A 25,244-nucleotide genomic window follows, 5' to 3' on the forward strand; every position below is an offset into this window, starting at 1 on the left:
GTGCAGGATATCCCGCGGCCCCGGCCCTCGCGCACCCCGGGGTCCACCGGGCGGCGCCCCCGCCCGAAAGCGGCCGGGCGCGCGCACCGCGGGGCCTACGATGCAAGCGATGAGCGAACTACCCCCGGACCTGCACCGCCTCCTCCACGAGCACGGCGTCGACGCCACCCGGCCGCACCGCGTCCTCGCCGCCCTCTCGGACGGCCGGTGGTGGACGCCGCGCGCCCTGGTCCGCTCCACCGCCGTCGCCCACCGCACGGTCTACGCCGTGCTGACCGCGCTGGGCACCGAACTGAAGCGCGACGGCGAGCGGGTCGGCCTCACCGACCCCGGGCCCTACACCGCGTTCGCCCGGCCCGAGCCGGCCGACCCGGTGGGGCACCTGCTCGACGCGCACCCCGGCGTCCTCGCGGAGCTCGAACGGCTGGTCGCCGAGGCGCCGCGGCCGCGGGTCGACCTCGACCACGTCGCGGCGACCCCCATGACCGCCCTGCGCCGCGCCCTCTTCCTCGACACCCGGTTCGCGCTCGCCGGCCGGCGGCTGCTGTGCGTGGGCGACCACGACCTGACCTCCCTCGCCGCCACGCTCGTCAACGCCGAGACCGAGGCGGTCGTCGTCGACATCGACGAGCGCATGCTCGACTACATCGACACGGCGGCGCGGCGCCTCGGCCTGCCCGTGCGCTGCCACTTCGCCGATCTGCGCCTGGGCCTGCCCCCGTCGGTGCGCGGCGGCGCCGACCTCGCCTTCACCGACCCGCCCTACACGCCCGACGGGGTGGCGCTCTTCACGGCCCGCGCCGTCGAGGGCCTGGCGGCGCCCACCGCGGGGCGGGTCCTCCTCGCCTACGGCGCGAGCGAGACCACACCGGGCCTCACCGCCAAGGCGCAGGCGCGGCTGTCCCGGCTGAACCTGGTGTCGGAGGCCGTCTGGCCCGACTTCAACCGCTACCTCGGCGCCGAGGCCATCGGCGCGGCCAGCGACCTGTACGTCCTGCGCCCCACCGCGCGCACCCCCGACGGCGGCCGCGCGGCGCAGGAGGCCGCCCGCATCTACAGCAGGGGCGCCAACGCGAAGGAGGCCGCCGCTGCGGCGGCGGAGACCGACGCCCTGCACCGGGTCGTGGCGCGCGCCGGCGCCGACACCGTCGTCGCCGACCCGGCGCACGGCGCCGGACCCGACGAGGGGATCCGCCGCATCGGCCTCGCATCCCTGCTGGGGGCGCCGGTGCCCGACCACGGCCGCGGGTGCACGGCGGTCGACCTCACGGGCGGCTGGTCGGCGCTCCTCGGCCGGGTGCTGCTCGCGTCGGCGGCGGCGGAGACCCACGTGCTGGTCGGCACCACTGCGCCCGAGGTCCGCGACGAAGCGGGCCAGAACGCGCTCCGCGGCCTCCTCGGGCCCGACATCGGCGTGCGGTTCCTGCGCGGGGTCCCCGACGACCGCCACGCCGTGGTGGTGGCCCGCCGCGACCCGCTCGGCGCCGACGCGGCCCCCGAGGCGCGCCTCCTCCGCTACTGCCACGACCGCGCGCACGGCGCGCTGGCGGCCGTCCTGCGCGAAGGGCTGGTCCGCACGGCCGCCGACCTGGGCCGCCCGATCAACAAGAAGCGGGCCCGCACCGCGGTCGCCGCCGCGCTCCCCGGGCTGGCCGGGTACACCCTGCTGGACCTCCCCGCGCGCCGCGTGGCGGAGTTCACCGCAGCGGCCGCTGAGCTGGCCGCCGGGCTGTGAGCCCGCCACGGCGCGCGCCGCGCGCTACTGGGCGGCGCCGGGCTGCTGCTCCTGGGTGTTCTGCTGGATCCGCTCCATCTCGACCGCGCGGCGGTACAGCGGGTCGTCGAAGTTGCCCAGCGCGATGAGCGGCGAGCTGAGGTCCACCTTCTTCGCGGGGTCCTTGGCGCCGGTCTGCTGCACCCAGGTGACGAGGAGGTAGTGGCCGTTGATGTCGGCCTCGGCCGCGCTGTAGCCGGTGCCCATGGCCACGGTCTTGCCGTCCTTGTCCGGCGCCACCAGGAACCCGGGCGCCTTCGCCTTGGGGTCGTCGGGCGGGGTCAGTTCGTCGGCGACGGCCGTGGCGGCCTTGGTGCTGCGCAGGTTGAAGATGGTGGCGACGCCCTCGTAGCCGTCGGAGGTGTAGGCGCCGCTCGCCGCCTGGCTGCACCCCGCGTCGGACAGGGCCTTGGCGACCGAGCCGCCCCAGACCGCGTCGCCGCAGTCCTTGGTGAGGGACCGGGCGCCGAGCGTGAACGTGATGTCCTGGCTCTCGATCTTCGCGTTGTTGCGCTCGAACACCTCGGGCGCGCTGAGGGCGCGGCTGTCGACCTTCGTGGAGGCCAGCAGTTCGGTGTTGCCCTCGTTGGGGTAGACCGTGTAATCGGTCGCGCGGCCGTTCTCGGCCGCCTCACCGCCCCCGGTGTACTCCATGACCACGACCACGCCCAGCGCGACCACGGCCAGGCCGAGCGCGCCCAGCAGCCAGGGCAGCAGCCGGCCGCCGGGCTTGGCCGCGCGGCCACCGCCCTTGGACCTGCGCCGGCGCCGGCTGCCCGGGGCAGGCGCGACCAGGCCTTCGATGGCTTCGGCGGAATCGGCGTCCGCGGATTTGCGCCGCCGTCCGGCGGTACCGGACGCGGACGACTCAGTTGGCGACACCAGAACCTCTCGGTGGATCATGCGGGGCGGCGGAGGCGCACCCCTGCCGCCCGCCTCGGGGGACAGAGGGAGCGGGCGGAAACAGATTAGTGGACGCACCGACGCGGCGGACCCCCGCACCGGGATCGGGCCCGGCACCGGGCCCGATCCCGGTCGCCCGTGCCGGGCGCCAGTACTCGGCGCCCGTGCGGGGCGCCGGTTTCAGTCGCCTTCGGCCGCGTGCACCTGCTCGTACACCGACACCGCTGCGTCCATGGTCACCACGTTGAGGGTCGCCATCGAGTCGTCGTTCTTGGGTTCGCCGCCGTCGGCGCGCGCCACCCAGAACACGGCGACGTAGTGGCCCATCACCTGGGTGGTGGCCTGGCTGTAGCCCTCGTGCAGGCCCTTGAGGTCGGAGTCGAGCGGCAGCAGGAACCCGGGCGTGCCCTTGGGCGTGAGCTGCTCGGCGACCGCGGCCGACGCGTCGGAGTCGGCGACGTCGAACAGCACGAACTGCGCGACGAACTCCTTGTCGGAGTCGTGGTAGACGCCCTGCGCCGCCGAGTTGCACCCGCCGTCGGCGAGCGACTCGGCGAGTTCCTTGCCCCAGACGGCCGAGGTGCACTTCTCGGTGACCTGGGATTCGCCCAGCGACAGCTTGGTGCTGTCGAGTTCGAGCGACCCGGTGTCGCCGAAGACCTGCTTCTCGGTCATGGGCTTGGCGTCCTTCGGACGCTCGGCGATGGGCGCGAAGATCTCCTGGTCGGGCTGCTCGTGGTAGAGCTCGGGCTGGAGCGTGGAGTGGCCGTCGGGCGGGTCGATGATGGGCGCGGCGTTGTTGGCGCTCGAACCCGCCGTCGAACCGGACAGCAGCAGGTAGACGAGGACCGCCAGCAGGACGACCATCGCCAGGCCGGTGAGGCCGAGCAGCCCCGCCAGCACGACCGTGCCGGAGCGGCCGCGGCTCTGGCCGGCGAGCGAGTACACGATCTGGTTCGGCCGGTCGCCGAGGACGCTGACGCGCTTCAGCGCCGACGCCGAGAACCGCGACAGCGGGTCGGACTGCACGGCCTTGCGCGCGCGGCGGCTGCCGCCGCGCGCCTCGCTCCGGGTCTCGCGCGGGTCGGCGCCGTCGGGGTCGTCCCAGTCGTCGGCCGGGCCGCCGTGGTCGCCGGGGGCGTCGTAATCGGGATCGTAATCGGGGTGGGTGGTGTCGTGACGGGAGCCGTCGTACCGGTCGTCCGGGTAGCGGTCGTCGCCGTAGGTGTCGTCGTAGGAGTCCTCGGCGCGCTCGCCGGGGTAGGGCTCGGCGGCGCGCTGGCCGCGCCCGCGGCGCGGCTCGCCCCCGGCCCTGCGGCCAGGTCGGCTCCGCTGCTCAGGATCGCCGGAGCGGGATCGCCGGGAGCGGCGCGCGCCGGCGCGTCCTGCGGAATCGGATTTCCTCACCTGGTACTCAATCGTCGGGTGGACAGGCACGGGACGGTTCTGCCCCGGGTCGTGTGCTGCGGACCGTTCCGGGCTCGAACAGCACCCGCAGCACACTCACCGGTTCGTGGCTCCTCGCGGGAAGGCGCCCCCTAGTCCTGGCGCGCCGGGCCGTCCTCGGCGGCCTGGTCGGCGGGACCGTCGGGCGGGACCGTGCCGCCGGGGTCGGTGCCGCCGGACGCGGGTGCCTCCGCGGCGGCCCCGCCGCTGCTGCCCGGGGTGTCGTCCTCGATCATCTGGGTCCCTGCGTCGTGGCCCACCGGGACCACGCGGGTGGAGAAGGAGTCCAGCCGCCGCCCGGCCCACAGGAAGTAGGCGAGGGCGCCGAGGAACACCAGGACGGCGGTGTAGTTGTTCAGCCGGAGACCGAAGAAGTCGTTCGCGGGGTCGACCCGGAGGTACTCGATCCAGAACCGTCCCACACAGTAACCCATCACGTACAGGGCGAAAAGCCGCCCGCCGCGCATATCGAAGCGCCGCCCGGCCCAGACGAGCAGTACGGCGAGCGCCAGGCACCACAGCGATTCGTACAGGAACGTCGGGTGATACAGGGATTCGCCCTCGATGTAGCCGGCGCGCGGCCGGCCCATCGCGTCGAACGGTGTGATCTCCAACGCCCACGGCAGGTCGGTGGGGGCGCCGAAGAGCTCCTGGTTGAAGTAGTTGCCCCACCGGCCGAACGCCTGGGCGAGCGGGATGGTGGGCGCGATGGCGAAGGACAGCTGCGACATCGACAGGCCGCGCTTGCGCGCCACCCACCACACGCCCAGCGCGCCCAGCGGGACGGCGCCCCAGATGCCGAGCCCGCCGTTCCAGATGGCGAACGCCTGCCAGGGGTCGCGGCCCTCGGCGAAGTACAGCTGGTAGTCGCTGATGACGTGGTAGAGGCGCCCGCCGATGAGGCCGAGGATCACCGCGGGGACCGCGAGATCCATGATGGTGCCCTTCTCCCCGCCCATGGCGTGCCACCGGCGCTCGCTCCAGAACACCGCGGCGATGACGCCCGCGAGGATGCACAGCGCGTAGAAGTGCAGGGTGAGCGGCCCGAGGGACACCGAGTTGGTCTCGGGGCTGGGGATCGCCGCGAGGGCGCGCCCCGCGGCGGCGCCGGTGTCGGCGCCGATGGCGGTGGTGAGCGGATTCATCATGGAAAGGCTACTTTTCGACGGGGGATTCGGATGGGGACGCCGACGGCGAACCGCTCGGCTGGGGCTCGGCGGGCTTGGTGTCGACCTCGCCGGGCTTCGCGGACTTCACGGCCTCGGTCAGCGCGTCGACCCGGAAGACGTCCTGGCCCTGGAGCGCGCCGTTGATGTAGACCGCCGGGGTGCCGGTGAACGCGTTGTCGCCGCTGTCGGGGCCGTAGCGGGCGTTCACCCCGTCCGTGGCGTCGAACACCTCCTGGACGTAGGTGCCGTCGAAGTCGGCGGCGCTGCCGCCGCCCGCGGCGATGATCTTCGCGGGAGTCATGGCGGCCACCTGCTCCTCGCCCGCCTTCGCGACGGCCTTGCCGTACAGGTCCGTGTAGGTGTCGACGACCTTGCTCTCGGCGTCGACCCGCTTGGCGAAGCCGGGGTCCTTGATGCCGGCCTCTTCGCCCCACGCCTTGAGGTCGTCGGCGGGGAAGCCTTCGCTGCCTTCGGCCGGCTGGTTCTCGAACAGGATGTCGTTGTACTCGACGAACTTGCCGTAGTCGGCCGCCGCGCGGGCCGCGGCGCCGGCGCGCAGCGAGTTGGCGTTCAGCGGGGCCGCCTGCTTGGCGAAGATGCTCACCGGGCGGAGGTGCACGATGGCGTCGCCGTCGGCGGCGAGCTTCTTCAGGGTGTCGGAGTTGGTGGCCTCGAACTGCATGCACGCCGGGCACTGGTAGTCGGCGTAGACCTCGACAACGGGGGCCTTGGCGCCCTCCTTGGCCATGACGACGCTGCCGTCGTCCTGGCGGGTCTGCGGCGCGAGGGCGCCGGTGTACCCTTCGGCCTGCTTGCCGGCCGTGGTCATGTAGAGGTAGCCGCCGCCCACGATGAGCGCGACCACCACGACCGCCGCACCGAGGATGGCGAGGAGCCTGTTGCGCTTCTCACGCTGCTGCTGGCGCAGCCGCTCCTGCTTGAGCCGCTCCCGGGACGCTCGCCGCGCCGCCTTACTCATCGGCCGATCACCATTCCTCGTGGATGTCCGTTGTCATTGGCTGTCGTTTGTCATGGCTGTCGTTGACGGGGTCGACGGGTCGGTGCCGCCGCTCCGCCGCCGGCGGAGCCCCGGCGCGGCGGTGTTCCGGCGGCGCGGTGCGCCGTGCCGGTGCGCCCGCGCGCGGAGGGCGGGGTCACGCGCCCGCTTTCGGTTCGGGGTACAGGCCGAGCACGCGGTCGAGCGCGAAGGGCGACCTGGGCCAGATCATGACGATACCCGCCAGGAGTACGAAGGCGGCGTCGCGTGCGATGTCGACGCCGTACTCGGTGTCGCCCGCCGCGACCTGCCCGCCGGTGCCGAAGCACCCGCAGTCGATCGTGAGCCCGCGCGCCCAGGCCGAGGCGATGCCCGCGATGAACACGAGCATCACCAGGCCGACGACCGCGCCGACGTAGCGGGTGGCGAGTCCGACCAGCAGCAGCACGGCGAGGGCGATCTCGAAGAACGGCAGGGTGTACCCGATGAGCTGGTTCAGGCCGTCGCCGAACAGCTCGTAGGCGGCGACCGACTGCACCGACAGCGACGGGGCGCTGATCTTGCTGAGGCCCGCGTAGCCCATGACCCCGACGAGCACGAGGCGGGACAGCAGGGTCGCCCACGGCTGGACGGCCTGCCACCGCGAGGCGGTGGCGGGTGCGTCCTGGCTCGGCTGGCTCGGCTGGTCGACGGTGTCCATGGAGGAGGCGCTTCCCTGCGGCTGTGTGGCGGCTGCGACAACGCAAGACTACTGGGAGTTGCGGTACGGCGACGCGGAGTTCGGCGCACGCGGGTGCCGACGGCCCGCCGCCGTCCGCTGAACTGTAGCGTTCCCGCCCGGGACCCCGCGGCCGGCCTGCGGTCGGCCGCGGGGCTCTCACACCCGATTCTTACCGTGCCCGGCTGGGCGCTGGCCCGCTCGGAGCGTGCCCGGAGCCCGGGGTGATCCGGCGGACCGCTCCGGCGGACTCACCCGCGCGCGGAGCGGACCCCCTGGGCGAGCTCCTCGGCGAAGGCGCGCACCGCGCCCAGCCCGGTCTCCAGGTCGGGCGCGTCGAGCACCCGCTGGCAGAACCCGGCCCCCACGATCACCCCGTCGGCGTAGCCGGCGACCTCGGCGGCCTGCGCGCCGTTGGAGATGCCGAGCCCGACGCAGACGCGCAGCCCGCTGTCGGCGGTGTGGGCGCGCGTGCGGGTGACGAGCTTCTCCGCTGTGGCGGCGACCTCGGTTCGGGCGCCGGTGACGCCCATCAGCGACGCGGCGTAGACGAACCCGCGGCTCGCGCGGGTGGTCAGGGCCAGGCGCTCGTCGGTGGAGGAGGGCGCGACGAGGAAGATGCGGTCGAGACCCGCGGCGTCGCTCGCCTCGATCCACTCCCCCGCCTCCTCGGGCAGCAGGTCGGGAGTGATGATCCCGGCGCCGCCCGCAGCGGCGAGGTCGTCGGCGAACCGGCGCACGCCGTAGCGGTCGATGGGGTTGTAGTACGACATCACGAGCGCCGCCGCGCCGGTCTGCGCCGTGGCGGCGACCACGCGCATGACGTCGGCCGGGGTGGTGCCGGCGTCGAGCGCCATGTCGGCGGCCCGCTGGATGGTGGGGCCGTCCATCGCGGGGTCGGAGTAGGGCAGGCCGACCTCGACGATGTCGCAGCCGCCCGCGACCATCGCGCGGATCACCTCGATGGAGGAGTCGACGTCGGGGAACCCGGCCGGCAGGTAGCCGATCAGCGCGGCCCTGCCCTCGCCGGCGGCCTGATCCAGCTTTGTCACCAGGGTGCTCATACGCCCTCACCACTCCTCGTCCGCTCTGCTCCCCGTACCGCCGCGCGCCGCGCCCGGCCCGCGGTGCTCATTCCTGCTCCTGAGGGGCGCCGGTGAGGCCGAAGTACGCCGCGGCGGTGTCGACGTCCTTGTCGCCGCGCCCGGACAGGCTCACCAGGATCACCGCGTCGGGGCCCAGTTCGGCGCCGATCAGCCGCGCGCCCGCCAGTGCGTGCGCGCTCTCGATCGCCGGGATGATGCCTTCGGTGCGGCACAGCAGGCGGAACGCCTCCATCGCCGCGGCGTCGGTGATGGGCGTGTAGGTGGCCCGCCCGGTCTCGGCGAGCCAGGCGTGCTCGGGTCCCACAGCGGGGTAGTCGAGCCCGGCGGAGATGGAGTGGCTGGGCACGGTCTGGCCGTACTCGTCCTGGAGCACGAAGGTGCGCATGCCCTGGAAGACGCCGGGTGATCCGCCGGTGATCGACGCGGCGTGCCGGCCGGAGTCGACCCCGTCGCCGCCGGCCTCGAAGCCGTACAGCCGGACGCTCTCGTCGGGGATGAACGCGGAGAACGCGCCGATGGCGTTGGAGCCGCCGCCGACGCACGCGGCGACCGCGTCGGGCAGGCGGCCGACGCGCTCCAGCGTCTGGGCGCGCGCCTCCTCCCCGATGATGAAGTGCAGGTCGCGCACCAGGCCGGGGAAGGGGTGCGGCCCCGCCGCGGTGCCGAACAGGTAGTGGGTGCTGTCGACGTTGGCGACCCAGTCGCGGAACGCCTCGTTCACCGCGTCCTTGAGGGTGCGGCTGCCGATGGTGACGGGGACGACCCTGGCGCCGAGCAGCTCCATGCGGGCGACGTTGAGCGCCTGCCGCCGGGTGTCCTCCTCGCCCATGTAGATGACGCATTCGAGGCCCATCAGCGCGCACGCGGTCGCCGTCGCGACACCGTGCTGGCCGGCGCCGGTCTCGGCGATGACGCGGGTCTTGCCCATGCGGCGGGTGAGCAGCGCCTGGCCCAGCACGTTGTTGATCTTGTGCGAGCCGGTGTGGTTCAGGTCCTCGCGCTTGAGCAGGATCCGGGCGCCCCCGCACTCGGCGGCGAAGTTGCGGGCGTCGGTGAGCGGGCTCGGCCGCCCGGTGTAGTCGGTGAGCAGGTCCCGCAGCTCCGTCTGGAACGCGGGGTCCTCCTTGGCGGCGGCCCAGGCCGCCCCCACTTCGTCGAGCGCCGCGACCAGGGCTTCGGGGCTGAACCGGCCGCCGAACCGGCCGAAGCGGCCGTCGGCGCCGATCCGCGTGGGATCGACTGGTGTCGAGGTCACGATGGGACTCCTAGCGGCCGGCCCGGGAACTCGGGCGCGGCCGGGGTCGGTGGTCGGATGTCTGGTACGGGTGGTGCCGCGCACCGGGCACGGGCGCACGGGGACGGGCACGAGGAGTACGGGGGGAGCGCGGCGCACGCGTGCGCGGAGTCCCCCTACGACCATCGGTGCCCGGGCATCCGCGCCTCCCTCAGCGCCGGTCGCGCAGCGCCGGGTGGGCGCCGGCGGTCACCAGGTCGGCCACCGCGTCGCGCGGGTTGCGCCCGACCACCAGGCTCTCCCCCACCAGGACGGCGTCGGCCCCGGCACCGGCGTAGGCCAGCAGGTCGTGCGGCCCGCGGACACCGGATTCGGCGATGCGCACCCGGTCCTCGGGGATGAGCGGGGCGAGGCGGGCGAAGGTGCCGCGGTCGACGTCGAGCGTGCCGAGGTCGCGGGCGTTGACGCCGATGACGGCCGCCCCGGCGTCGAGGGCCCGCTCGACCTCCTCCTCGGTGTGCACCTCGACGATGGGGGTGAGCCCCAGCGACTCGGCGCGCTCCACCAGCGAGATCAGCGCGGGCTGTTCGAGCGCCGCGACGATCAGCAGGACGGCGTCGGCGCCGTGGACGCGCGCCTCCCACAGCTGGTAGGCGCTGACGACGAAGTCCTTGCGCAGCAGCGGGGTCGCCACGGCGGCGCGCACGGCGGCGAGGTCGGCGAGGCTCCCGCCGAACCGGCGCTGCTCGGTCAGGACGCTGATGAGGCAGGCGCCGCCCGCCGCGTAGTCGACGGCGAGCGACGCGGGGTCGGCGATGGCGGCGAGCGCGCCCTTGGACGGGCTGGAGCGCTTGACCTCGGCGATGACCTGGACACCCGGGGCGCGCAGCGCGGCCGCGACGTCCTTGGGCCATGCGACGGCGGCTGCCGCGGACTTGAGTTGCTCCAGCGGTGTCGCGGCCTGGCGATCGGAGAGATCTGCGCGTACTCCGTCGAGGATCTCGTCGAGCACGCTCACGAGGAACTGCCCCCTCCATGCGAGAAAAGCGAAGGTGTTCGGATTCGGGCGGCGGGAAGCCGCCGCGACCGGGCTGCGACCGGGCGCGCGTCCGTGTCCTGATCGTATCGACCCGGGTGCGCCGGGGTGTCACCGACTCCCGAACCGGCCCGATCAGCTTCCGGGTGCGAGGAACGCGCCGAAGGGCAGGTTGCGCACGAGCCAGAAGGCCAGGACGACCCCGAGGAGCAGCCACAGCCAGACGGGGCGCACGCTGTCGAACGGGTCGGGGCCCGGCCGCAGCGACGCGTAGAGCCACCGGGCCCACCCCACGGCGAGGATCGGCAGCAGCACCATGGTCAGCGGGTTCATGGCGAACGCGCCCGCCAGGTCGCCGTTGGTGAGCGCGCTGACGGCCCGCATGGTGCCGCACCCGGGGCAGTACGTACCGGTGACCATCAGCCAGGGGCACGTGGGATAGTTCCCGGCCTCGTTGGGGTCGACGACGTGGACGAGTGCCGCCGCCGCGAGCCCGATGGCGCCGACGGCCAGCGGCCCGGCGACCGCCGGCAGCCGCCGCCGCGGCGCGGCGGCCGAAGGTTCGGGGTCCATGGGCTCCAGGCTATGCCGTCGCCCTGCCGTCGCGCCCCCGGCCCCTCGCCCGGGCGAGGGGCGGGCGGTGCGGTGCGGGCGGTTCGGGGCGGGGTTACTCCGCCGCCGCGACGGCGGGCGCCGGGGCGGCGGCGGGGCCGGCGGGCGCCGGGGCGGGCTCGGCGGCGCTGCGGGCCGCCAGCCACTCCTCGCGGGTCGGCGGGGTCGGGCGCAGGGTCTTGCGGCCAAGTCCGGCGGCCTTCAGACCGCCGGCGACGACGGCGAGCACGACGCTGACGCCCAGGCCGAGCGAGGTCCACAGCACGACGTCGCCGTCGGTCCAGGCCAGGGCGCCGCTCTCGCCGAGGATGATGATGGTGCCCGCGATCGTCCACACGACGCACCAGGAGACGGTCAGGAACCAGGCGGCGAAGGTGTGGCCGTGGTCTTCGTGGTCGTCGTGGTGTGCGTCGGTCATCGGGTCTCCTTGGAATCGGCGTCGGACTGGTCCTGCGGCTGGTCCTGCGGTCGCCCGCTACGCGCGGAACGGGCCGGGGCGGGGCCGGCGGGTGCCTGCTCGGGGTGCGCGGGGCTCTCGGCCCCGGCTGCCAGGGTGGGGTCGGCGCCGCTGTCGAGCGCGCGCCAGAGGTCGACGGGGTCGTCGCTGCGGGCGGCCGACCGCGTGCCAGGCCGATCGTACCTGCTGCCCATGCCGGGCCAGGATCCCCCCCGCAGCAGTGTGAGCACGCCCGCCGCCGCGAGCAGCAGCCCTCCGGCGAGGGCGGCCCACACCCACCCGGACACGCCGGCCGCCATGGTCAGCCGGCCGTCGGCGGTGGCCTGCGCCGCCGCCGCTTCGGCGAGCGCGCCGGGGCGGGTGCCGCGCCACACGTCGGCCGCCGCGGCGCCGCCGAACACCGCGAGGAGCAGGCCGACGGCGCGCCGCGGGATCCCCTTGGTGGCGAACATCGCGGCGAGCGCCGCGAGGGACGCCCAGCCCAGGGCCGCGGCGGTGGGGCTGACGGCCGCGGCGGTCAGCGCGACGGGTGCGGGCTCCAGCGGGCCGGGGTCCTCGACGGCTCCGGTGGCCCAGGTCTGGTTGGTCGCGGCGAGGAGCGCCGCGGCGCCGGCCAGGGTGGCGGCGGCAGCGGCGGCGTACTCCCTACCGGGGCTCACGGCCCGGCCCCGGGTGTGAGGGGGATGGGCCCGGCGTCGAAGCAGGTGCGGTCGCCGGTGTGGCAGGCGGCGCCGGTCTGGTCGACCTTGAGGAGCAGTGTGTCGCCGTCGCAGTCGAGTGCGACCGACACGACCCGCTGGACGTTGCCGGAGGTGGCGCCCTTGACCCAGTACTCGCCGCGGCTGCGCGACCAGTAGGTGGCGGACCCGGTGGTGAGGGTGCGGTGCAGCGCGGTGTCGTCCATCCAGGCCAGCATGAGCACCTCGCCGGTGCCGTGCTGCTGGACGATGGCGGGGAGCAGGCCGTCGGCGGTGCGGGAGAGGCGGGCCGCGACCGACGGGTCGAGTGGTGACCCGGGCGGCCCGGGCTGCCTGGCGGGGCTGCCGCCGCCAGGGGGACGTACGCTCATGTTCCAAGCCTATGGCGGGTGCCCCGGCCCGGCGCGCCGGGGCGCCCGTGACCCGCAGCACCCTCCCCCGAGCGGTGCCCCGACCCGTCCTCCAGGAGTTTCGAGTCCTTTGACCGCGCAACACCTCGCCGATGAGCTGGCCGCGAAACCCGAAGCGCTGACCCGGCTCGCCGACGGGCTCGCCCGCCGCGACCCCTACGCCGCGCTGCCGGCGCTCGTCGACGACGAGCCCGCCGCGGTGCTGCTGCTGGGCACGGCGGCGGCGCGCTACGCGTGCGAGGCCGCGGCGTCGCGGCTGCGGCTGGCCGGCATCGGGGCGGTCGCCGAGTACGCCTCGGCCGCCGACTCGGTCCCGGCCGGGCCCGACACCCTGGTCGTCGCCGTCGCGGTGGGCGCGGGGCAGCGGGAGCTGTGCACGGCGCTGGACCACTACGTGGAGCGGTCGGCCATCATCGTGCTCGCCGAGGACCCCGACGCGCCGGCGGCGCGCTACGCCGACGTCCTCGTGCCGCTGCGCGCCGGGCCGGAGCACAGCGGCCTGGCCTGCCGCGGCTACCAGCACGCCCTGGCGCTGCTGCTGCTGCTCGCCGACTGGCTCGGCGCGCCGCGGACCGCCACGGGCCCCAACCTGGTGGCGACCCTGCGCCGGGCCGCCAACGCCTGCGCCGACCTGCTGGAGCGGTGCCCGGTGTGGCTGCCCGAGACCGCCGAGCTGCTGGGGTCGGGCAGTGTGCACGCCGTGGCGCCGGCCGAGCGGCTGGCGTCGGCGCGCCAGGCGGCGCTCGCGGTCCGCCAGGGCCCGGTGCGGGCCGCGTACGCCGTGGAGACCGGCGAGTGGGCGCACACCGACCGCTACCTCGCCGCCATCGAGGACTACAACGCGCTGCTGTTCACCGGTTCGCACTACGACGACCGGTTCGCGGCGCAGCTCACGGAGTTGCAGGGCAGGTTCGTCGCGGTCGGCGGCGAGGTCGAGGGCGCCGCGGCGGTCATCCGCTACCTGGGCGACGGCGACCCCGACGTCGCCCTGCTCACCGAGCCGCTGATCGCCGAGTTGCTGGCGGCGCGGTGGTGGGCGGCCGGGGGCGGCTGAGGGCCGCGGCGCGGGTCACGCCGAGCTGCGCACCCAGGAGGAGTGCAGGTCGGCGTAGACCCCCGGGACCGCGACGAGGGCGGCGTGGGTGCCGCGCTGGGCCACCCTGCCGTCGTCGAACACCAGCACTTCGTCGGCCGCCTCGGCGGTGGAGAGCCGGTGCGCGATGGTGACCGAGGTGCGGCCGCGGGTGAGGTGGTCGAGCGCCCGCTGGATGCGGACCTCTGTCGCGGGGTCGACGGCCGAGGTGGCTTCGTCGAGGACGAGCAGGTCGGGGTCTGCGACGTAGGCGCGCACCAGCGCGACGAGCTGCCGCTCGCCCGCCGACAGCGACTCGCCCCGCTGGCCGACGGGGGTGTCGAGGCCGTGCGCGAGGCCGTTCAGCCAGTCGCCCAGGCCGAGTTCGGTGACCGCCTGCCACAGTTCGGGGTCGGACGCCTCGGGGCGGGCGAAGCGGATGTTGTCGCCGAGGGAGCTGTCGAACAGGAAGCCCTCCTGGGGCACCATGACGACGCGGGTGCGCAGTGAGGAGAACGCGACCTCGCGGAGGTCGACGCCGTCGAGCAGGACGCGCCCCTCGGTGGGGTCCATGAGGCGGGTGAGCAGCTTGACGAAGGTGGTCTTGCCGGAGCCGGTCTCGCCGACCACGGCGACGTTGCTGCCGGGCGCGATCTCCTCGGAGATACCGCTGAGGACGGGCGGCCCGCCGGGGTAGGCGTAGCCGACACCGTCGAAGCGCACCGAGACGGGGCCGCGGGGCAGGTCGCGGCCTGCCTCGCCGGGGTCGGCGATGTCGGGCACGGTGTCGAGGACGCTGAGGACGCGGCGCCAGCCGGCGATGGCGTTCTGCGCCTCGTTGAAGATCTCGGTCGCCATCATCATGGGCCCGATGAACAGTGTGACGAGGAACAGGAAGGCGACGAGCCGGCCCGGGGTGATCTCGCCGGCGACGCCCAGCAGCACGCCGATGATGATGACGGCCGCGGTGGCGAGCGCGGCGACGACCTCGGAGACCGGTGAGACGGCGATGGACAGCCGCTGCGCCTTGACCTGCGCGGCGCGGGTGGCCAGCACGGTGGTGTCGATGCGGCGCGCGGTGCGCTCCTCGGTGGCGTGGGCGCGGATGACGGCGGCGCCCATCACGGTCTCGCCGATGGCGCCGAGCATGTCGCCGGTGTTCTCGCGCACCTTGAGGTAGGCGCGGGAGAGGAGCTTCTGCAACCAGCGGACGCCGAACAGCAGCGGGATGAAGCACAGCCACACGACGATGGTGAGCTGCCAGGAGTACACGGCCATCAGCACGGTGGAGAGGGCGAGCTGCCCGCCGGCGACGATGAGCAGCAGGCCGCCCCACTGCATGAACGTGGAGATCTGGTCGACGTCGGCGGTGACGCGGGACACCAGGGCGCCCTTGCGCTCGCTGTTCTGCGTGAGCACCGACAGGTCGTGGACGTGCCGGAACGCCTTGCGGCGCAGGGTGGCCAGGCCGGACTCGGTGGCGCGGTACAGGCGGACGTTCATCAGGAACGAGCACAGTGTGGTGACGGCGAGCAGGACCGCGCACAGTGCGACCGCCGAGCCGATGAAGCCCATGTCGGGGCGGCCGCCGGTGGTGATGCCGTTGTCGATGATCTGCTGCACCGCCATGGGGACGACGATCTTGCCGCCGGTGGCGGCGACGGCGAGCAGCAGGGTCAGCCACAGGCCCTTGGCGAACTCCGGGGAGAGCGCGAAGCCGCGTTTGATGGTGGTGATGGCGGAGTCGTCGGTGCGGTGCAGCGCCGGTGCGGCGTCCTCGGATGTGCGGCGGACCTTCGCGGTGTCGCGGGCGGGCGCGGGGGCGGTCATCGCCGGGCCTCCTGGATCGTGTCGTCGATGCCGGTGTCGTCGGCGGGGTCGAGGTCGTCGCCCGGCAGGCGGTCGCCGCGGGCCGCGCGTTCCTCCGCCGCCTTCTCGTATGCGGTGACCAGCCGTTCGTAGCCGGGGGAGCGCGCCAGCAGTTCGAGGTGGGTGCCGCGGTCGCTGATGACCCCGTTCTCCAGGTAGAGCACTTCGTCGGCGAGTTCGATGGTGGCCCGGCGGTAGGCGACGACGACGACGGTCGCCGCGAGGTCGGTCTCGCGCAGGCCGGCCAGGATCTGCGCCTCGACCTGGGGGTCGACCGCTGAGGTGGCGTCGTCGAGGATGAGCAGCCGCGGCCGGCGCACGATGGCGCGCGCGAGGGCGAGGCGCTGGCGCTGGCCGCCCGACAGGGTGGTGCCGCGCTCCCCCAGCCGGGTGTCGAGTGCGTCGGGCAGGGCCGCGATGAAGGAGTCGGCGCGGGCCAGCCGCAGCGCGGCCCAGACCTGGTCGTCGCCGATGTCGGCGCCGAGGGCTACGTTGTCGCGGACGGTGTCCTCGAATACGAAGGTGCCCTGCGGGACCAGCGCCGCGGCGTTCGCGATGGCGGCGTGGCCGAGTTCGCGGAGGTCGGTGCCGTCGTAGCGGACGGTGCCGGTCTCGGGGTCGACCAAGCGCATGAGCAGGGTGGTCAGGGTGGACTTGCCGGAGCCCGTGGGGCCGACGAGGGCCACGGTGCGCCCCGGCTCCAGGTCGAACCCGATGTCGCGCAGGACGACGTTGCGGCGCAGTTCGGCGGAGTCGTCGCGGTCGGCGAGGTCGCGCCCTGATCCGGCGTCGGCGACCGCCGCGGCGCCGGGGTCGGCGGGGTCGGCGGAGTCGGCAGGGTCGTCCTCGCGGTGGCTGTCGGCGTAGGAGAACGACACCCCGCTCGCGCTCAGCCGGACGCCGCCGCTGCCGTCGAGGGTCCCGGTGCCGTAGTCCATGACCCCGTCGGAGCGGAGCACCGCCTGGACCCGGTTCCAGCCCACGACGGTGCGGGGGAGGTCGCCGAGCAGCCAGCCGAAGGAGCGGATGGGCATGGCGAGCAGGGTGAACAGGTACGCGATCTGGACGAGTTCGCCGGCCTCGATGGCGCCGGTGGACAGCCGCCATGCCCCGACGAGCAGGACGGCGAGGATGCCGAGGTTGGGCAGGGTCTCCATGAGGGGGTCGAACAGCCCGCGCAGCCGCCCCACCTGGATCTGGGCGTCGCGCAGCCGGTGCGCGGCGACGGTGAACCGCTCGGTCTCGGTGTCCTCGCGGCCCAGCGACTTGACGACCAGCGCGCCGTCGAACGACTCGTGGGCGACCTCGCTGACCTGGGCGCGCAGGGCCTGGGCGCGGGTGGCGACGGGCGAGACCAGGCGCTGGAACATGACGTTGACGACGGCGAGCAGGGGGAACACGACGAACCCGACGAGCGCGACCACGGTGTCGGTGACCAGCATGGCGACGGCCGCGAAGACCAGCATGAACGCGCTGCCGATGGCCATGGGCAGCGGGGCGAGGGGCGCCCAGGACGCCTCGACGTCGGCGTTGGCGTTGGAGAGGAGCTGCCCGGTGGGGTGGCGGTGGTGCCACGACAGCGGGAGCTGGAGGTATTTGCGTGCGACGGCCCTGCGGTACCGGGCCTGCATGCGGAACTGGACGAGCCCGGCGAAGTAGCGGCGCGCGCCCAGCCCGACCGCCTTGAGGAGGCCGGTGCCCATGACCAGGGCGAAGACGAGCCACATGGCGGCGGCGGTGGTCTCGTCCGCGCGAAACGCCGGGAGGATCACGTGGTCGGTGAGGTAGCCGATGACGTTGGAGGTGAGGACGGCCACCGCGCCGAACACGGTGGCGCCCGCGACGGCGAGCAGCGACATGCGCCACTCGGTGCGCAGCGCCAGCCACAGCACGCCGATACCGCGCCGGAAGATGCGGGGGTCTTCGGGGGCGTCGCCGGCTGCCTTGGGCATACGTATCGGGGCTCCTTGTGATCAGGGGGGTCGGCGGCGGGATCGCGTGCGCCCGCGGCCGCGAATGCCAACCTAACGCGGGGTACCGACAGGTGCGTAACGATTTGTTCAGCGCCGGGCCGGCCCGCACTATTCCGCCCGGCGCGCGCCGGAACCGGCCGGTTCCGGCGCGCGCCTCTCCCGGGGCACGGGCCTCTCCCGGGGCACGGCATGCGGGAGGGCCGGGCTGCTCCCGCGCGCCCGGCCCTCCCTGGCCCTCCTTGCCGTGCCGCGGTCAGGCGCCGCCGGCGACGAGCGCGCGGTAGGTGATAGGCCCGGTGATGCCGTCGGCGTCGATGTCGAACTGCCCCTGGACCTCCTTGACGGCCTTGGTGGTGGCGGGGCCGTACTGGCAGTCGAGGTCGAGCTTCTTGCCGTAGTCGTGGATCAGCAGGTACTGGATGCCGCAGACGACGGCCCCGCTGGTGCCCGGCCCGTATTCGCCGAACACGGCGCCGCGCAGGGTGTTCCACGTCTCGCTGTCGAGGCTGGAGTCGGCCGGCAGGTCGTTGGCCTTGTCGAAGGCCGCCACGGCCTGCACCAGTTCGGCGTCGAAGGACTCCGGGTCGGTTTCGACGTCGCCCTTGTAGTAGCCCTCCGCCTTGAGCAGGTACTTGGCCGAGGCGATGTCGGGGCTGGTGTCGCCCTGGCTGTACGAGGGCCACGGCAGCGCCTCGATCTCGGCGCGCACCTGCGGTGAGGTGTCGGGACCGTCGGCGAGCGCCATGGGTGCTCCCGCGAGGCCCGCCGTGAAGACGACGGCTCCGGCGGCGATCGCGGTCGCGGTTTTGCGCATGAACGGCATTGTCTTGCTCCCTTGTGGATTATCGCCATCCCGTCGGTTCGCGGGATGCGCTCTATCTGGGGAGACGCCGAAGCGGAAACAGAGGTTCTGGGGATGGCGGTAATTATCGGCTGGCTGACCTAATTCGGCCAATCTGCTATGCGCGTGGCAACCGGCCGCCCGCAAGCGCGTCACCTGCACGTTCTTAGGTTGCCATGGGAGCTGAAAGGCCGCCGGAAGCGCCGCGCCGCGCCCTGTGCCGCCACGCGCAAAATGACGGCAAAGGGCGGGGCAAAATCGGTTTTCAGCGGACGGGATGGCCCTGTGCGCGCAATTCCGATTTCACGTCGGAAATACCGAATTCGCCGAAGTGGAACACCGATGCGGCGAGGACCGCGTCGGCGCCGGCGTTGATGGCGGGCGCGAAGTGCCCCACCTCGCCCGCTCCCCCGCTGGCGATGAGGGGGACGTCCACGGCGGCGCGCGCCGCCCGGATCAGGTCGAGGTCGAACCCGGCCTTGGTGCCGTCGGCGTCCATGGAGTTCAGCAGGATCTCGCCGGCGCCGAGTTCGGCGGCGCGGGTCACCCACTCCACCGCGTCGATGCCGGTGCCGCGCCGCCCCCCGTGGGTGGTGACCTCGAACCCGCTCGGGGTCGGCGGGCCGCCGACCACCCGGCGCACGTCGGCCGACAGTACGAGCACCTGGCGGCCGAACCGCTCGGCGATGTCGGAGATGAGTTCGGGCCGGGCGACGGCGGCGGTGTTCACCCCGACCTTGTCGGCGCCGGCCCGCAGCAGCCGGTCGACGTCGTCGGGGGTGCGGACGCCGCCGCCGACGGTCAGCGGGATGAACACCTGCTCGGCGGTGCGGCGCACGACGTCGTAGGTGGTGTCCCTGTCGCCGCTGGAGGCGGTGACGTCGAGGAAGGTGAGCTCGTCGGCGCGTTCGGCGTCGTAGGTGCGCGCCAGCTCCACCGGGTCGCCGGCGTCGCGCAGCCCGGTGAAGTTGACCCCTTTGACGACCCGCCCGGCGTCGACGTCCAGGCAGGGGATGACACGGATGGCGAGGCTCATCGGCGCGCCTCCTCCGCGACCGCAGCGATCGCGTCCTCCAGGGTGAACGCGCCCTCGTACAGCGCGGTGCCCATGATGGCGCCTTCGACGCCGTCGCCGGTCAGGGACGCGATGGCGCGCAGGTCGGCCAGGCTCGACACGCCGCCGCTGGCGACGACGGGCCGGTCGGTGCGGGCGCACACCGAGCGCAGCAGGTCCAGGTTGGGGCCCTTGAGGGTGCCGTCCTTGTCGACGTCGGTCACGACGTAGCGGGCGCAGCCCTCGGACTCCAGCCGCTCCAGGGTGCTGAACAGGTCGCCGCCGTCGCGGGTCCAGCCGCGCGCGGCGAGCGTGCTGCCGCGGACGTCGAGGCCGATGGCGATCCGGTCGCCGTGCTCGGCGATGATCTTGGCGCACCATTCGGGGTGCTCCAGCGCCGCCGTGCCGATGTTGACGCGGGTGCACCCGGTCGCCAGCGCCGCCTCGAGGGACGCGTCGTCGCGGATGCCGCCGGACATCTCGACGCGCACGTCGAGCCGGCCGACGATGTCGCCGAGCAGGGCGCGGTTGTGGCCGCGGCCGAACGCGGCGTCGAGGTCCACCAGGTGGATCCACTCGGCCCCGGCGCGCTGCCAGCCCAGTGCCGCCTCGACGGGGTCGCCGTAGGTGCCGCCGGAGCCGGCCTTGCCCTGGACGAGTTGGACGGCCTGGCCGCCCGTGATGTCGACGGCGGGGAGGAGTTCGAGTGCGGTGGGCATCGTGTGCGCGGCCTTCGTGTCGTTGGTGGGCGTGGCAGGGGTCACAGGGTCGCCGTCCAGTTCGCGAGGAGCCGGGCGCCTGCGTCGCCGGACTTCTCCGGGTGGAACTGGGTGGCCCACAGGGGCCCGTTCTCCACGGCGGCGACGAACGGTTCGCCGTGGGTGGTCCAGGAGACGAGCGGCGCCGCCATGTGCGCGCTGGTCGGTTCGAGCTCCCAGCGGCGCACGGCGTAGGAGTGGACGAAGTAGTAGCGCTCGTCGGGGTCGGCGCCGCTGAACAGGGCGGACCCCTCGGGGACCGCGACGGTGTTCCAGCCCATGTGCGGGACCACCGGGGCGTGCAGGCGCTCGACGGTCCCCGGCCATTCGGCGCAGCCTTCGGTGCTGACGCCGTGCTCGACGCCGCGCCCGAACAGCACCTGCATGCCCACGCAGATGCCGAGCACCGGCCGGCCCCCGGCGAGCCGCTTGCCGATGACCCGGTCGCCCTGCGCGGCGCGCAGCCCTTTCATGCACGCCTCGAACGCGCCCACACCGGGTACGAGGAGGCCGTCGGCCGCCACGGCGGTTTTCGGGTCGCCGGTGACGGTGACGTCGGCCCCGACGCGCTCCATTGCGCGCTGGGCCGAGCGGAGGTTGCCGGATCCGTAGTCGAAGACGACGACGCGTGGCCGCACGGTCGCGGCCCCCTTTCCTCGGGACGGGGCGGACGGTGCCGCGGCTGCCCAGCGGTGGTTCAGAGGTGGTTCAGAGGTGGTTCAGTGCCGGGTCGGCCGAGGGCGGTCCGGCCGCGGTTCAGAAGTAGTCGAGCCGGAGCACGCCCGATGCGGCGGCCAGCACCGCGCACACGGCGAGCACCGCGGTGAGCGGCCTGCTGGTCTTGGCGAAGGAGATGGCGCCGCCCAGCAGCAGCCCGCCCAGCGCCAGCAGCAGGACCGCCACGAGGTCGTCCATTACAGGGCGCCCTTGGTCGACGGCACCCCGCTGACGCGGGGGTCGCGTTCGGCGGCGTGGCGCAGCGCGCGGGCGAACGCCTTGAACTGGCACTCGACGATGTGGTGGGCGTCGCGGCCGTAGGGCACGTGGATGTGCAGCGCGCAGCGCGCCTGCGCGACGAACGACTCGAAGATGTGCCGGGTCATGGTCGTGTGGTAGTCGCGGCCGATGACCGGGGCGATTCCCGCGGGCTCGGTGTGCACCAGGTAGGGCCGCCCGGACAGGTCGACGGTCACCTCGGCGAGCGCCTCGTCGAGCGGCACCTTGGCGTCGGCGAAGCGGCGGATCCCCGCCTTGTCGCCGAGCGCCTCCTTGAACGCGGCGCCGAACGCCAGCGCGGTGTCCTCGATGGTGTGGTGGGCGTCGATGTGCAGGTCGCCCTCTGTCCGGACGGTGATGTCGAACAGGCCGTGCTTGGCGATCTGGTCGAGCATGTGGTCGTAGAAGCCGACCCCGGTGGAGATGTCGGCGACCCCGGTGCCGTCGAGGTCGACCTCGACGAGGACCTTGGTCTCCTTGGTGGTGCGTTCGACGCGGCCGGTGCGGCTCATTGGGGTGCGGTCATTCCTTCGGATGGGCGGGTCGGTCGGGTGCTGCGGGCGCGGCGCGCGCCCGCCGGGTGGGCGCCGATCAGCGCCCATGCCGGTCGGCGCGGCCCGTCACATGCAGCAACGCGTGGCGGAACGCCGACATTTCCTCCGGGGTGCCGATGGTGACGCGCAGCCACCCGGGGGGTCCGGTCTCGCGGATCAGCACGCCCTGGTCGAGCAGTCCCTGCCACACGGCGTGGCGGTCGGGGAACGTGCCGAACAGGACGAAGTTGGCGTCGGAGTCGGCGACGGCGAAGCCGTAGTCGCGCAGCCAGGCGACCAGCGCGTCGCGCTCCTCGCGGAGCCGTTTGACGTGGCCGAGGAGTTCGTCGGTGAAGTCGAGCGCCGTGCCGGCCACGACCTGGCTGACGGCGGAGAGGTGGTACGGCAGCCGGACGAGTTGCAGCGCGTCGATCACCGCCGGGTGCGCGGCGAGGTAGCCCAGGCGGGCCCCCGCCATGGCGAACGCCTTCGACATGGTGCGGGTGACGATGAGGCGGGGGAAGGACGGCAGCAGCGACAGCGCGCTCGGCGTGCCCTCGCGGCGGAACTCCGCGTACGCCTCGTCGACCACCACCATGCCCGGGGCGACCCGCGCGACCTGCTCGATGACCTCCAGCGGCAGCGCGGTGCCGGTGGGGTTGTTCGGCGAGGTCAGGAACACGATGTCGGGGCTCTGCACGGCGATCGCGATGCGCGCGGCCTCGACGTCGATGCCGAACTCGCGGGTGCGTTCGATCGACACCCACCCGGTGTTGGTGACCCGGGTGATGATGGGGTGCATCGAGTACGACGGCTCGAAGCCCATGGCCTTGCGGCCGGGGCCGCCGAACACCTGGAGGATCTGCTGGAGGATCTCGTTGGAGCCGTTGGCGGCCCACACCGAGCGCGCCTCAAGGCCGTGCCCCAGGTAGTGCGCCAGGCCGGCGCGCAGCCGGGTGGCGTCGCGGTCGGGGTAGCGGTTCAGCCCGCTGGCGGCGCCGGCGACGCCGCGCGCGAGCGCCGCGGCGAGCCGGTCGGACGGCGGGTAGGGGTTCTCGTTGGTGTTGAGTGCCACGGCGACGTCGAGCTGCGGGGCGCCGTAGGGCGACTGCCCGCGGAGGTCGTCGCGGATCGGGAGGTCGTGGAGGCCGAATCCGCCGCTCATCGTGCGCCCCCTTCGGCGCCCAGGCGGGCGGTGACCGCTTCGCCGTGCGCGGGCAGGTCCTCGGCTTCGGCGAGCGCCACGACGTGGTGGGCGACCTCGGCGAGGGCCGCCCGGTCGTAGTCGACGACGTGGACGCCGCGCAGGAACGACTGCACGCTCAGCCCTGAGGAGTGGCAGGCGCAGCCGCCCGTGGGCAGCACGTGGTTGGACCCGGCGCAGTAGTCGCCGAGGGACACCGGGGCGAAGTCGCCGACGAAGACCGCTCCGGCGTTGCGCACCCGCGCGGCCAGCGCGCGGGAGTCGGCGGTCATGACCTCCAGGTGTTCGGCGGCGTAGGCGTTGACGACCAGGAGCCCGTGGTCGAGGTCGTCGACCAGGACGATCCCGGACTGGGGGCCGCCCAGCGCCTCGGTGACGCGCGCGGTGTGCCGGGTGGCGGCGACCCGGCCGGGGAGCTCCGCCTCGACCTTCGCCGCGAGCGCCTCGGACGGGGTGACCAGCACCGAGGCCGCCGCGGGGTCGTGCTCGGCCTGGCTGATGAGGTCGGCGGCGACGTAGCCGGGGTCGGCGGTGTCGTCGGCGAGGATGGCGATCTCGGTGGGGCCTGCCTCGGCGTCGATGCCGATGACGCCCTTGAGCAGCCGCTTCGCCGCCGCGACGTAGACATTGCCGGGGCCGGTGACCAGGTCGGCGCGCGGGCAGCCCGCGACGCCGTAGGCGAACATCGCGACGGCCTGCGCGCCGCCCACCGCGTGGACCTCGTCGACACCGAGGAGGCGGCACGCCGCGAGGACGGTGGGGTGCGGCAGCCCGCCGAACTCCGCCTGCGGCGGCGACGCTACGGCGAGGGACCCGACCCCGGCCTCTTGGGCCGGGACGACGTTCATGACGACGCTGGACGGGTAGACCGCGAGCCCGCCTGGGACGTAGAGGCCCACGCGGTCGACGGGGATCCAGCGCTCGGTGACCGTGCCGCCGGGCGCGACCTGGGTGGTGGTGTCGGTGCGGCGCTGGTCGCGGTGGACCAGCCGCGCCCTGCGGATGGACTCCTCCAGCGCGGCGCGCACGGCGGGGTCGAGCCCGTCGAGTGCGGTGTCGAGCGCTTCGGCGGGCACCCGGATGCCGGTGATGCGCACCCCGTCGAACCGCTCCGCGAGGTCGATCAGCGCCTCGACGCCCCGATGGCGGACGTCCGCGCAAATGGGGCGGACCTGCTCGACCGCTGCGTCGATGTCGAGATCGGCGCGCGGTAGCAGGTCACGGGGGTCGCCGGGGTGGCCTCGGAGGTCGATTCGGGAGATCACCGGTTCAGTGTATTGGCCGGGCCGGGCGCCGCGACGTGCGGTTCAGCCCCCGCGTCCCGTGTCGTTGCGCACAGGGAAGACCGGCGCGTTCCGGCGCCCGCCGCGGCTCGTCCCGTCGCCTCCGTGACCAGGCGCACTGTCACATTCTTGCAGCTTGGCGCCTACCCTTCTCACTGGGCAAGAAACGACCCTTTTATTCTCTATCGTCCGATTCATAAGGTGACCCAGCCCGAAACGGCACTGTGGCGGGCCGCACTGTGCCCTGTGACGCGGACTGGGAGGGGAGGACGCAATGGCCGGAAGCGCGGAGGCTGCGGGCAACAACGGGCGGGCCGCAGACCGACTGCTCCAGGTCCTGCTGCTCTTCACCCGAGAGGAGTCGCTGACCGCCGATCGCATCGCCGAGCGGACCGGCATCCCGGTGAGCACCGTGTACCGGTTGCTCGCCCGGCTCACCGATTCCGGGTTCGTGCGCCACTCCCCCGCCGGGGCGGTGTACGCGGCCGGCCCGGTGGCGGTCCAGTTCGCCGAGCGGTACCGCAGCGGGGCATTGCAGCGCACCGCGATCGGGCCGCGCCTGGCGCGGCTGTCCCAGGAGTCCGGCGAGCTCGCCGCCTACCTGGTCCCGGTCGGTACCGAGGCACTGTGCGTGGACGCGGTCGAGGGTCCGCGCCTCCTCCGCTGCTGCTACAGCCGCGGCGCCACCCAACCGCTGCTGCGCGGCGCCACCGCCCAGGCGATGCTCGCGAGCCTTCCCGAAGAGCGGAGACAGGCCGTCTACGCCGCCTACCGCCTACCGCCGGACCGCGTCCGCCACCTGGAGGCCGAACACGAGCAGGTGCGCCAGGTGGGGGTCGCCGTCAGCGAGGGCGCGTTGGACGAGGGCGTGTGGGGCGCCAGCGCGCCCGTCCTCGACGCCGCCGGGGTTCTCGGCGGCGCCGTCACCGTGATGGCGCCGGCGGCACGCACCGCGCTGCGCCGCCCGCATTACATCCGCCTCGTCAAGGAGGCGGCCCGCGATCTCAGCTTGTTGTTTAACCTTGCCCGGGGACCTGGCCTACCCGGATCAATCGTTTCCCGGACAGAGAACGCGGCCGTCCCCCACGCTTCGAGATGTCG

At 73.8% G+C, this 25,244-nt stretch carries 25 protein-coding genes; 3 read left to right on the forward strand and 22 right to left on the reverse strand.

The annotated features are described in order from the left end of the window. Window positions 1-109: 109 nt before the first annotated feature. Window positions 110-1,735, forward strand: a complete 1,626-nt coding sequence (locus tag CLV63_RS30465; protein WP_106586702.1) for a bis-aminopropyl spermidine synthase family protein — start codon at window positions 110-112, stop codon at window positions 1,733-1,735. Window positions 1,736-1,759: 24 nt separating this feature from the next. Here the strand turns inward: CLV63_RS30465 and CLV63_RS30470 are convergent, their stop codons facing one another. The 12 genes from CLV63_RS30470 to hisI all read right to left on the reverse strand — a co-directional run bounded on the left by CLV63_RS30470 (window position 1,760) and on the right by hisI (window position 12,521). Continuing rightward, the gene (locus tag CLV63_RS30470; RefSeq protein WP_146165712.1) at window positions 1,760-2,656 is read right to left on the reverse strand and encodes a hypothetical protein; all 897 of its coding nucleotides are present in this window, start codon (window positions 2,654-2,656) and stop codon (window positions 1,760-1,762) included. Window positions 2,657-2,857: 201 nt separating this feature from the next. After that, window positions 2,858-4,084: a hypothetical protein gene (locus tag CLV63_RS30475; RefSeq protein WP_106586704.1), complete on the reverse strand. Its 1,227-nt coding sequence runs from the start codon at window positions 4,082-4,084 to the stop codon at window positions 2,858-2,860. 131 nt (window positions 4,085-4,215) lie between these two features. Beyond that, window positions 4,216-5,271: a prolipoprotein diacylglyceryl transferase gene (lgt, locus tag CLV63_RS30480; protein WP_106586705.1), complete on the reverse strand. Its 1,056-nt coding sequence runs from the start codon at window positions 5,269-5,271 to the stop codon at window positions 4,216-4,218. Window positions 5,272-5,278: 7 nt separating this feature from the next. Next, window positions 5,279-6,271, reverse strand: a complete 993-nt coding sequence (locus CLV63_RS30485; RefSeq protein WP_106586706.1) for a DsbA family protein — start codon at window positions 6,269-6,271, stop codon at window positions 5,279-5,281. A gap of 175 nt (window positions 6,272-6,446) precedes the next feature. Further along, window positions 6,447-6,989: a MauE/DoxX family redox-associated membrane protein gene (locus tag CLV63_RS30490; RefSeq protein WP_106586707.1), complete on the reverse strand. Its 543-nt coding sequence runs from the start codon at window positions 6,987-6,989 to the stop codon at window positions 6,447-6,449. A 269-nt stretch (window positions 6,990-7,258) separates the two neighbouring features. Beyond that, entirely contained in the window at window positions 7,259-8,071 is an 813-nt protein-coding gene (trpA, locus tag CLV63_RS30495) for a tryptophan synthase subunit alpha (protein WP_106586708.1), read from the reverse strand. Between the two features lie 67 nt (window positions 8,072-8,138). Beyond that, window positions 8,139-9,368 (reverse strand): tryptophan synthase subunit beta, encoded by a 1,230-nt coding sequence (gene trpB / locus CLV63_RS30500; protein ID WP_245929209.1) that lies wholly within the window; start codon window positions 9,366-9,368, stop codon window positions 8,139-8,141. Between the two features lie 190 nt (window positions 9,369-9,558). Continuing rightward, window positions 9,559-10,365, reverse strand: a complete 807-nt coding sequence (trpC, locus tag CLV63_RS30505) for an indole-3-glycerol phosphate synthase TrpC (protein WP_106586709.1) — start codon at window positions 10,363-10,365, stop codon at window positions 9,559-9,561. 153 nt (window positions 10,366-10,518) lie between these two features. Continuing rightward, entirely contained in the window at window positions 10,519-10,956 is a 438-nt protein-coding gene (locus tag CLV63_RS30510) for a DUF2752 domain-containing protein (RefSeq protein ID WP_106586710.1), read from the reverse strand. Between the two features lie 94 nt (window positions 10,957-11,050). Further along, entirely contained in the window at window positions 11,051-11,413 is a 363-nt protein-coding gene (locus CLV63_RS30515) for a hypothetical protein (RefSeq protein WP_106586711.1), read from the reverse strand. Continuing rightward, window positions 11,410-12,111 (reverse strand): Trp biosynthesis-associated membrane protein, encoded by a 702-nt coding sequence (locus CLV63_RS30520; RefSeq protein ID WP_106586712.1) that lies wholly within the window; start codon window positions 12,109-12,111, stop codon window positions 11,410-11,412. The genes CLV63_RS30515 and CLV63_RS30520 overlap by 4 nt, the downstream gene beginning before the upstream one ends. Then, window positions 12,108-12,521: a phosphoribosyl-AMP cyclohydrolase gene (gene hisI, locus CLV63_RS30525; RefSeq protein ID WP_106586713.1), complete on the reverse strand. Its 414-nt coding sequence runs from the start codon at window positions 12,519-12,521 to the stop codon at window positions 12,108-12,110. The genes CLV63_RS30520 and hisI overlap by 4 nt, the downstream gene beginning before the upstream one ends. Before the next feature lie 109 nt (window positions 12,522-12,630). Between hisI and CLV63_RS30530 the strand changes: the two genes are divergently transcribed. After that, entirely contained in the window at window positions 12,631-13,614 is a 984-nt protein-coding gene (locus tag CLV63_RS30530) for a sugar isomerase (RefSeq protein ID WP_106586714.1), read from the forward strand. 15 nt (window positions 13,615-13,629) lie between these two features. Here CLV63_RS30530 and CLV63_RS30535 read toward each other — a convergent pair whose 3' ends face one another. From CLV63_RS30535 to hisD, 10 genes are all read right to left on the reverse strand, one after another. After that, the gene (locus CLV63_RS30535) at window positions 13,630-15,462 is read right to left on the reverse strand and encodes an ABC transporter ATP-binding protein (RefSeq protein ID WP_106586715.1); all 1,833 of its coding nucleotides are present in this window, start codon (window positions 15,460-15,462) and stop codon (window positions 13,630-13,632) included. After that, window positions 15,459-17,453, reverse strand: coding sequence for an ABC transporter ATP-binding protein (locus CLV63_RS30540; protein WP_106586716.1), 1,995 nt, complete (start codon window positions 17,451-17,453; stop codon window positions 15,459-15,461). Before CLV63_RS30540 ends, CLV63_RS30535 begins: the two co-directional genes overlap by 4 nt. 274 nt (window positions 17,454-17,727) lie before the next feature. Next, complete coding sequence (locus tag CLV63_RS30545; RefSeq protein WP_170134382.1) at window positions 17,728-18,288, reverse strand: peptidoglycan-binding domain-containing protein; 561 nt, start codon at window positions 18,286-18,288, stop codon at window positions 17,728-17,730. 292 nt (window positions 18,289-18,580) lie between these two features. Beyond that, window positions 18,581-19,351, reverse strand: coding sequence for an imidazole glycerol phosphate synthase subunit HisF (hisF, locus tag CLV63_RS30550; RefSeq protein ID WP_106586718.1), 771 nt, complete (start codon window positions 19,349-19,351; stop codon window positions 18,581-18,583). Next, on the reverse strand, window positions 19,348-20,088 hold the full coding sequence (gene priA / locus CLV63_RS30555) for a bifunctional 1-(5-phosphoribosyl)-5-((5-phosphoribosylamino)methylideneamino)imidazole-4-carboxamide isomerase/phosphoribosylanthranilate isomerase PriA (protein WP_106586729.1): 741 nt from the start codon (window positions 20,086-20,088) through the stop codon (window positions 19,348-19,350). The genes hisF and priA overlap by 4 nt, the downstream gene beginning before the upstream one ends. A 41-nt stretch (window positions 20,089-20,129) precedes the next feature. Next, window positions 20,130-20,765: an imidazole glycerol phosphate synthase subunit HisH gene (hisH, locus tag CLV63_RS30560; RefSeq protein ID WP_106586719.1), complete on the reverse strand. Its 636-nt coding sequence runs from the start codon at window positions 20,763-20,765 to the stop codon at window positions 20,130-20,132. Window positions 20,766-20,883: 118 nt separating this feature from the next. Beyond that, a complete protein-coding gene (locus CLV63_RS33860; RefSeq protein ID WP_170134383.1) occupies window positions 20,884-21,042 on the reverse strand; it encodes a hypothetical protein in 159 nt (52 codons plus the stop codon). Continuing rightward, the gene (gene hisB, locus CLV63_RS30565) at window positions 21,042-21,635 is read right to left on the reverse strand and encodes an imidazoleglycerol-phosphate dehydratase HisB (protein WP_106586720.1); all 594 of its coding nucleotides are present in this window, start codon (window positions 21,633-21,635) and stop codon (window positions 21,042-21,044) included. Before hisB ends, CLV63_RS33860 begins: the two co-directional genes overlap by 1 nt. A gap of 79 nt (window positions 21,636-21,714) precedes the next feature. Then, window positions 21,715-22,821 (reverse strand): histidinol-phosphate transaminase, encoded by a 1,107-nt coding sequence (locus CLV63_RS30570; RefSeq protein WP_106586721.1) that lies wholly within the window; start codon window positions 22,819-22,821, stop codon window positions 21,715-21,717. Next, complete coding sequence (gene hisD, locus CLV63_RS30575) at window positions 22,818-24,125, reverse strand: histidinol dehydrogenase (protein WP_106586722.1); 1,308 nt, start codon at window positions 24,123-24,125, stop codon at window positions 22,818-22,820. The genes CLV63_RS30570 and hisD overlap by 4 nt, the downstream gene beginning before the upstream one ends. A gap of 292 nt (window positions 24,126-24,417) precedes the next feature. Between hisD and CLV63_RS30580 the strand changes: the two genes are divergently transcribed. Then, a partial coding sequence (locus CLV63_RS30580) for an IclR family transcriptional regulator (RefSeq protein ID WP_106586723.1) occupies window positions 24,418-25,244 on the forward strand: 827 nt, incomplete at its 3' end.

The sequence above is a fragment of the Murinocardiopsis flavida genome (assembly GCF_003014485.1).
Lineage (GTDB): Bacteria > Actinomycetota > Actinomycetes > Streptosporangiales > Streptosporangiaceae > Murinocardiopsis > Murinocardiopsis flavida.